We start from the raw sequence: 8,236 nt of genomic DNA on the forward strand, positions 1-8,236 counted from the left end.
CAGCTCCGGTTCAAACCCTTCAAACCGCGATCCTTTATAGTTCAACGTCCCTTTATCCCCCACTGTCAGCTGATGGTACTGCTGCGCTTCCAGGCGGAAGGTCACCTCCAGCCCGCCGGTTTCCGGCTTAAAGCTCGCTTCATAGCGCATGCTGGTTCCAGCGGGCGTCACCTGCTGCTGGCGCGAGCGGCGGTCGTTGAGCGGTTTCTCACGCTTGTTCGTCACCACCACGCGCTTTTGCATCAGCGGCGCGGCGTCGTTATCCGCCTTCTCGCGGCGCTGCTGCACGAAACGGAACGAGGCGGCAATGACGATAATCGCCACCACGATAATGAAAAAAAGCGGCATCTTGCTCATTGATAAATCCCATCAGATTTTGCGGAATTCAGGATACCTTGCCTTCCCCGTCATTGCCAAACGCCCGCCCGCGTCACTACACTGGATCAGAAACTGATTATTCAGCCTCAACAGATACAGGGAGTTAATATGCTTTGGTCATTTATCGCCGTCTGTTTGTCCGCATGGCTTTTTGTCGATGCGTCGTATCGTGGCCCTGCCTGGCAGCGCTGGCTGTTCAAACCCGTCACGCTGCTGCTCCTGCTGCTGCTGGCCTGGCAAGCGCCGATGTTTAACGCCGTCAGCTATCTGGTCCTCGCCGGGCTGTGTGCGTCCCTGATAGGCGATGCGCTGACTCTGCTCCCCCGTCAGCGCCTGCTCTATGCCGTCGGCGCGTTCTTCCTGTCGCATCTGCTTTACACCATCTACTTTGCCAGCCAGATGACGCTCTCCTTCTTCTGGCCGCTGCCGCTGGTGCTGCTGGTGATTGGCGCGCTGCTGATTGCGGTGATTTGGTCGCGTCTGGAAGAGATGCGTTTGCCGGTCTGTACCTTTATCGCCATGACGCTGGTGATGGTGTGGCTTGCAGGCGAGCTGTGGTTCTTCCGTCCGACGTCTCCGGCGATGTCAGCGTTCTTCGGCGCGGCGCTGTTGCTGATCGGGAATATCGTCTGGCTGGGCAGCCACTATCGCCGTCGCTTCCGCGCGGATAACGCGATTGCCGCCGCCTGCTACTTTGCCGGGCACTTCCTGATCGTGCGTTCGCTGTATATTTAAATAAGTCTTGACTCTGGAGTCGACTCCAGAGTGTATGCTGCGGTTAATGAGAAAATTATCATTACCGGAGACTGCCATGTCGACTCCAGAAACATCTAAAAAAGTCCCACAATTCTCGGCACTTAAGCTCAGCCCGGTTCCGCCGAAAGACGACTGCTGCTGCGAAGGCGCGTGCGAAACGCAAACTGAAATGCTGCCTGAAAGCGGCAACCGCTACAGCTGGGTCGTCAACGGCATGGACTGCGCGGCCTGCGCGCGCAAAGTGGAAAACGCGGTGATGCAAGTGCCGGGCGTGAATCACGTTCAGGTGCTGTTCGCCACCGAAAAACTGCTGGTCAGCGCCGAAAGCGACGTCAGCAAACAGGTTGAAGCCGCCGTCAGCAAGGCGGGCTATACCCTGCGTAGCGAAACGGCCCCCGTCGAAAAAACCTCCTCCCTGAAAGAAAACCTGCCGCTCATTACGCTCATCATCATGATGGCCCTGAGCTGGGGGCTGGAGCAGATTAACCACCCGTTCGGCAATCTGGCGTTTATCGCCACCACGCTGGTCGGGCTGTTCCCGATTGCCCGCCAGGCGCTGCGCCTGATGAAAAGCGGCAGCTGGTTTGCCATCGAAACGCTGATGAGCGTGGCAGCCATCGGCGCGCTGTTCATTGGCGCGACGGCGGAAGCGGCGATGGTGCTGCTGCTGTTCTTAATCGGCGAACGGCTTGAGGGCTGGGCGGCGAGCCGGGCGCGTAAAGGGGTCAGCGCACTGATGGCGCTGAAGCCTGAAACCGCCACACGGGTAAATAACGGTAATCGTGAAACGGTGGCGATTAATACCCTGCGTCCCGGAGACGTGATTGAAGTCGCCGCGGGCGGTCGTTTACCCGCCGACGGCGCGCTGGTTACCGCCACCGCCAGCTTCGACGAGAGCGCCCTGACCGGGGAATCCATTCCGGTAGAACGCGCGGCAGGTGAAAAAGTGCCTGCTGGTGCCACCAGCGTCGACCGTCTGGTGCAGCTGACGGTCCTTTCCGAACCGGGCGACAGCGCCATCGACCGCATCCTCAGGCTGATAGAAGAAGCCGAGGAGCGCCGCGCGCCCGTCGAGCGTTTCATCGACCGTTTTAGCCGGATTTACACCCCTGCCATCATGCTGGTTGCCCTGCTGGTCACTATCGTGCCGCCGCTGGTCTTCGGCGCACCGTGGGAGGGCTGGATCTATAAAGGGCTGACGCTGCTGCTGATCGGCTGCCCGTGCGCGCTGGTGATCTCCACGCCTGCGGCGATTACCTCCGGGCTGGCAGCGGCGGCACGTCGCGGGGCGCTGATTAAGGGCGGCGCGGCGCTGGAGCAGCTGAGCCAGGTTCAGCATATCGCGTTCGATAAAACCGGCACGCTGACCGTCGGCAAGCCGCAGGTCACCGGCGTGTATCCGCAGGATATCGGTGAAGATGAACTGCTTACGCTGGCCGCCGCCGTTGAGCAGGGTTCCACTCACCCGCTGGCGCAGGCGATTGTGCGTGAAGCGCAGTCGCGCGGGCTGGCAATTCCGTCGGCAACGGCACAGCGGGCGCTGGTCGGGTCGGGGATTGAGGCCACCGTTGACGGTAAAAAGGTGCTGATTGTCGCGGCGGGCAAGTCTTCTCATCCAGAGGTTGAGGCGTTAGAACAGACCGGACAAACTGTCGTGACCCTCATGCAGGACGGCGTCGCGAAAGGGATGCTGGCGCTGCGCGACACCCTGCGCGATGACGCCAAAGAGGCCGTGACGGCGCTGCATCAGCTTGGCGTACAGGGCGTGATCCTGACCGGCGATAATCCGCGCGCGGCGGCGGCAATTGCCGGTGAGCTGGGGCTGGAATTCAAGGCCGGATTGCTGCCCGCGGATAAAGTCCGCGCGGTCACGGAGCTGAACGCATTCGCCCCGCTGGCGATGGTCGGTGACGGCATTAACGATGCGCCTGCGATGAAGGCGGCAACCATCGGCATTGCAATGGGCAGCGGCACCGACGTGGCGCTGGAGACGGCGGATGCGGCGCTGACCCACAACCGCCTGACCGGGCTGGCGCAGATGATTAGCCTGGCGCGAGCGACGCGCGCCAACATCCGCCAGAACATTGGGATTGCGCTGGGGCTGAAGGGGATATTCCTCGTCACCACCCTGCTCGGCATGACCGGCCTATGGCTGGCGGTGCTGGCGGATACGGGTGCAACGGTGCTGGTAACGGCAAACGCACTGCGGTTATTACGTCGGAAATAAAATCGTTATCGAACCGTAGGCCGGGTAAGGCGCAGCCGCCACCCGGCAGTGGGTTGGGTCGGGGTGCGGCCTGATGCCCTCACCCCAACCCTCTCCCACGGGGAGAGGGAGAAGAGCGGCGTCACTGCATCCCTAACATCCTCGGCAGCCATAATGAAATCGCCGGGATGTACGTCACCATCCCCAGCACCACCAGCAGCATGCCGTAAAATGGCAGCATGGCGCGCACCACGGTTTCAATCTTCTGCTTGCTCACCGCGCTCGCCACGAACAGCACCGACCCAACCGGCGGGGTGATCAGCCCGATCCCCAGGTTCACCATCATGATCATCCCGAAATGCACCGGGTCGATCCCCAGCGAATTGGTCACCGGCAGCAGCACCGGGGTCAGGATCAGGATGATCGGCGCCATGTCCATCAGCGTGCCAATCAGCAGCAGCATGACGTTGAGGTACATCAGGATCACGTATTTATTATCGGAGAGCGAGGTGAAGAACTCGGTGATGCGGGTCGGGAGCTGCATGTAGGTCATCACCGCGCCAAAGGCCGCCGCAAAGCCAATCAAAATCATCACGATGGTGACGGTTTTCACCGTCCGGCACAGCAGCTTCGGCAGTTCGCTCCACTTATAATCGCGGTAGATGAACATGGTGACGAAGAACGCCCACAGGCAGGCCACGGCGGCAGATTCGGTTGCAGTAAAGATCCCGGACAATATCCCGCCGAGGATGATCACGACCGTCATCAACCCCCACAGGGCATCGAGCAATATCTTCAGCGCCTGCTTAAACGGGATTTTCTCGCCTTTCGGGTAGCCGCGCTTATGGGCGAAGCCGAGGCAGAGGATCATCAGACATAACCCTAACAGCAGCCCCGGCAGCACGCCCGCGATAAACAGCGTGGCAATAGAAACCGTCCCGCCCGCGGCCAGCGAGTAAATGACTGAGTTGTGGCTGGGCGGGATCAGAATCGCCTGCACGGAACCGCTGGCCGTTACCGCCGCCGCATATTCCCGCGGGTAGCCCTTCTTCTCCATCTCCGGGATCATCACGCTGCCGATAGAGGCCGTATCCGCCACCGACGAGCCGGAAATTGCGCCGAAGAACGTTGAGGCGACAATGTTCACCAGCGACAGCCCGCCGCGAATAAAGCCGACAAACACGTAGGCGAAATTCACCAGCCGTCGGGCAATGCCCCCTTCCGCCATGATCGCCCCGGCAAGGATAAAGAACGGGATCGCCAGCAGGGTAAACTTGTTCACCCCGCTGGTGATCTGGATCATCAGCGCCTCCAGCGGCAGATCGATCCACAACGCACCCGCCACGGCGCTTAACCCGACGGCGAAAGCCACCGGCATTCCCAGCGCCAGCAGAATGGCGAGGGTGAATAACAAAACGAATGCATCCATTGTTCACCCCTTAACTGTGGTTGCCGATAAGCACGACGGGACGGTTTTCCTGCGAGCCAAACAGCAGGCGTTCAATCACAAACAGGATCAGAATGGCCGACCCGACGGGCAGCGGCAGATAGCTTTCGCCAGAGGTCAGGAGTGGGAACTCCGCGACGGGCTGTTCCCAGAGGTCGACGCACAGCCAGAGGCTGTACCAGAACATCAGGGCGGAGATCAGCAGCATCAGCAGGTCGACCACGCGGGCGCAGAGGTTTTTCAGCATGTCGGGCAGACGGTCGGTGAGCATGTTTACCGCGATGTGCGACCCAGCGCGATACCCTACCGCCGCGCCAATAAAGGTAAAGGTCACCATGCAGATAATAGCGATCGGCTCCGGCCAGGATTCCCCGCGGTTAAGCACGTAGCGCGAGAAGATGCCAATCGGGATAACTATCGTCATGACCAGCAGCGAGACGCCCGCCACGGTCATGGCGAGCAGGTACAGACGGTCCATCCACTTCAGGTAGAGTTCGGACATACGTACTCCGTTTTACTGGACGTCAGAGATGGCTTTCATCAGATCCTGATGCTTGTCGCCATACTGGGCGCGCACCGGCTCTGTGGCTTTGATAAACACCGTTTTGTCGATGTCGTGGAACTGCACCCCACCCGCCTTCATTTTCGCCAGCGCCTGGTCGTTATAGGCCTGCCAGAGCTTGCGCTGCTCGAACTGCGCTTCGCGGGCCAGCGTCAGGACCTTTTGCTGCTCGTCGGCGCTGAGCTTGTCCCATTTCACTTTTGAGTAGAGGAGCATTTCCGGGGTGATAAAGTGGCCGCTGAGGGTGTAGTTTTTGGCGACCGGCATGTAGTTGTGGGCGATAAAGGTTGGCGGGTTGTTCTCCGCGCCGTCGATCACTCCGGTCTGCATGCCGCTGTAGACTTCGCTCACGCCCATCGCGACCGAGTTTGCCCCCATATCCTTCAGCGTGGCGAGCGCCACCGGGCTACCCTGCACGCGGATTTTTTTCCCTTTCAGATCTTCCGGTTTAACGATCGGCTCTTTGGTGATCAGGTTACGGGTGCCGGAATCCATCCAGCCGAGGAACACCAGCTTCGATTTCGGGTTCGCGGTAAGCTTGTCGCCAATCTGCTTGCCGATATCTCCGTCGATCACCTTGTGCATGTGGTCCTCATCGCGGAAGACATACGGCAGCGTGAAGACTTCGATATCCGGCAGGATGGCGGCAACCGGCGCCATCGAGACACGGATCATGTCTATGGCCCCCATCTGCGCCTGCTCAATCATCTGCTTTTCATCCCCGAGCACGCCGCCGGGGAAGACTTTGATCTCCAGCTTGCCGTCGGTTTGCTGCTTGAGTTTTTCACCCATGTGCTGAACCGCCACCACGTTCGGGTAGCCTTCGGGGTGTACATCGGCAGCTTTGATGGTTTGAGCAGAAACGGTGCAGGCAAAAGCAGACAGACACAGCGCGGCCAGTAACGGCTTGAGGGTCGCTTTCATCGGGTCAACTCCAGGGCAGTGAGATAAGCGTTAAAACGGCGTTTTATTTTTATACGCTTAAAAATTAGACTACAGCTGGAAAAGCGGAGGTGAAGCGCCTCACAAAAGCGCGAAAATTTGAAACGATGGTTTAGAAAAGTTTCCCCCTCTCCCCGCGGGAGAGGGTCGGGGTGAGGGCATCTTGCCGCACTTACCCCTTACGAATCACATACCGGTACGGCAACGTTTCGGTCTGCTGCGCCACCAGCTCATGCTCCATAAAGGTACAAAAGCCGGGAATGTCGCGGGTAGTGGCCGGATCGTCTGCGATGATCAGCAGCGTTTCACCGGTCTGCATAGTGCGCACAGTTTTGCGCACCATCATTACCGGCTCCGGGCAGCGGAGGCCCTGGGCGTCAAGGGTGTGGTCGGGGCTGGAAAACAGGTCGGTCATGGTCTTCTCGATCAAAATAAAACGGCTGTAGTTTACGCCCGGTTGCCGCCAATGCAAACCAGGTTAACGGTTGCGTGAAAATTAGCCATTGCAAAGTCCCGTCAAAGCAGTATCATGCGGCGGTTTTTATTGGGTTCCCTCACCCCAACGTATAAAAAGGTCACAATATGACGCAGTTTTCTCAATCGCAGCGCGTAAAAGCGTTGTTCTGGCTTTCGCTTTTTCATCTGCTGGTGATCACCTCCAGCAACTATCTGGTGCAGCTCCCGATCTCCATTTTTGGTTTCCATACCACCTGGGGCGCGTTCAGTTTTCCGTTTATTTTCCTCGCCACCGATCTGACCGTGCGAATCTTTGGCGCACCGCTGGCGCGTCGCATTATTTTCGCGGTGATGCTCCCGGCGCTGTTCGTGTCGTATGTGATCTCTTCCCTGTTCTACATGGGAAGCTGGCAGGGTTTTGAGGCGCTGACGCACTTCAACCTCTTTGTCGCCCGTATCGCCGCTGCCAGCTTTATGGCCTACGCGCTGGGGCAGATCCTCGACGTTCACGTGTTTAACCGCCTGCGTCAAAATCACCGCTGGTGGATGGCGCCTACGGCCTCCACGCTGTTCGGAAACGTGAGCGATACGCTGGCCTTCTTCTTCATCGCCTTCTGGCGTAGCCCGGATGCGTTCATGGCCGAACACTGGATGGAAATCGCCCTGGTGGACTACTGCTTCAAGGTGCTTATCAGTATTGTATTCTTCCTGCCGATGTACGGCGTGCTGCTGAATATGCTGCTGAAAAGGCTGGCAGATAAATCTGAAATCACCGCATTGCAGGCAGGTTAAAGGTTCGCTTTATCAGTTGTGATAAGATGAGCGAATGAGCCGCTATGGCCGTTTATCGAAAGGAAGAAGTCAATGCGCAATCTGGTTAAATATGTCGGGATTGGCCTGCTGGTTGTTGGCCTTGCAGCCTGTGATAACAGCGACACCAAAACGCCTGCACAGGGCGCGTCCGCAGAGAGCAACGCGACCGGGCAGCCGGTAAGCCTGCTGGACGGTAAACTCAGTTTCTCTCTGCCAGCGGATATGACCGATCAGAGCGGCAAGCTGGGTACCCAGGCGAACAACATGCACGTGTATTCCGACGCAACCGGTCAGAAAGCGGTCATTGTGATTGTGGGTGACGACACCACTGAAGCGCTGAGCGTGTTGTCCAAACGTCTGGAAGATCAGCAGCGTAGCCGCGACCCGCAGCTGCAGGTGGTGACCAATAAGTCTATCGAACTCAAAGGCCACACGCTGCAACAGCTGGACAGCATTATCTCTGCGAAAGGCCAGACCGCTTACTCTTCCGTGGTACTGGGTAAAGTTGATAATAAACTGCTGACACTGCAGATCACGCTGCCTGCGGAAGACCAGCAGAAAGCGCAGACTGCCGCAGAAAACATTATTAACACTCTCGTGATTCAGTAATCTTTCACGAGGATGACGTGGCCTCCGGTGCGTGCACCGGAGGCCATTTTTTTAGCCGCCACGTCAG

At 58.5% G+C, this 8,236-nt stretch carries 9 protein-coding genes; 4 read left to right on the forward strand and 5 right to left on the reverse strand.

Going from position 1 to position 8,236, the window contains the following annotated elements; genetic code table 11:
* Positions 1-357, reverse strand: a 357-nt coding sequence (locus tag ENTMO_RS0122515) for a DUF2500 domain-containing protein (protein ID WP_010436511.1), incomplete at its 3' end; no start/stop codon positions are given.
* A gap of 129 nt (positions 358-486) precedes the next feature.
* On the opposite strand from ENTMO_RS0122515, the gene ENTMO_RS0122520 reads away from it, so the two are divergent.
* On the forward strand, positions 487-1,113 hold the full coding sequence (locus tag ENTMO_RS0122520) for a lysoplasmalogenase (RefSeq protein WP_010436513.1): 627 nt from the start codon (positions 487-489) through the stop codon (positions 1,111-1,113).
* Between the two features lie 76 nt (positions 1,114-1,189).
* Positions 1,190-3,361, forward strand: a complete 2,172-nt coding sequence (gene zntA, locus ENTMO_RS0122525) for a Zn(II)/Cd(II)/Pb(II) translocating P-type ATPase ZntA (RefSeq protein WP_010436515.1) — start codon at positions 1,190-1,192, stop codon at positions 3,359-3,361.
* Between the two features lie 121 nt (positions 3,362-3,482).
* Here the strand turns inward: zntA and ENTMO_RS0122530 are convergent, their stop codons facing one another.
* From ENTMO_RS0122530 to tusA, 4 genes are all read right to left on the reverse strand, one after another.
* A complete protein-coding gene (locus ENTMO_RS0122530; RefSeq protein ID WP_010436517.1) occupies positions 3,483-4,769 on the reverse strand; it encodes a TRAP transporter large permease in 1,287 nt (428 codons plus the stop codon).
* A gap of 10 nt (positions 4,770-4,779) precedes the next feature.
* Positions 4,780-5,289 carry a TRAP transporter small permease gene (locus ENTMO_RS0122535; protein WP_010436519.1) on the reverse strand — a complete coding sequence of 170 codons (510 nt, stop codon included), beginning with the start codon at positions 5,287-5,289 and terminating at the stop codon, positions 4,780-4,782.
* A 12-nt stretch (positions 5,290-5,301) separates the two neighbouring features.
* Positions 5,302-6,273, reverse strand: a complete 972-nt coding sequence (locus tag ENTMO_RS0122540; protein ID WP_010436521.1) for a TRAP transporter substrate-binding protein — start codon at positions 6,271-6,273, stop codon at positions 5,302-5,304.
* 190 nt (positions 6,274-6,463) lie between these two features.
* Positions 6,464-6,706, reverse strand: coding sequence for a sulfurtransferase TusA (gene tusA / locus ENTMO_RS0122545; RefSeq protein ID WP_010436523.1), 243 nt, complete (start codon positions 6,704-6,706; stop codon positions 6,464-6,466).
* Positions 6,707-6,873: 167 nt separating this feature from the next.
* Between tusA and ENTMO_RS0122550 the strand changes: the two genes are divergently transcribed.
* Together ENTMO_RS0122550 and ENTMO_RS0122555 are read left to right on the forward strand one after the other, a co-directional pair.
* Positions 6,874-7,539, forward strand: coding sequence for a 7-cyano-7-deazaguanine/7-aminomethyl-7-deazaguanine transporter (locus tag ENTMO_RS0122550; RefSeq protein ID WP_010436525.1), 666 nt, complete (start codon positions 6,874-6,876; stop codon positions 7,537-7,539).
* A gap of 72 nt (positions 7,540-7,611) precedes the next feature.
* Positions 7,612-8,169 (forward strand): DcrB family lipoprotein, encoded by a 558-nt coding sequence (locus ENTMO_RS0122555; protein WP_010436528.1) that lies wholly within the window; start codon positions 7,612-7,614, stop codon positions 8,167-8,169.
* Positions 8,170-8,236 lie beyond the last annotated feature (67 nt).

This window comes from Enterobacter mori LMG 25706, from assembly GCF_000211415.1.
Lineage (GTDB): Bacteria > Pseudomonadota > Gammaproteobacteria > Enterobacterales > Enterobacteriaceae > Enterobacter > Enterobacter mori.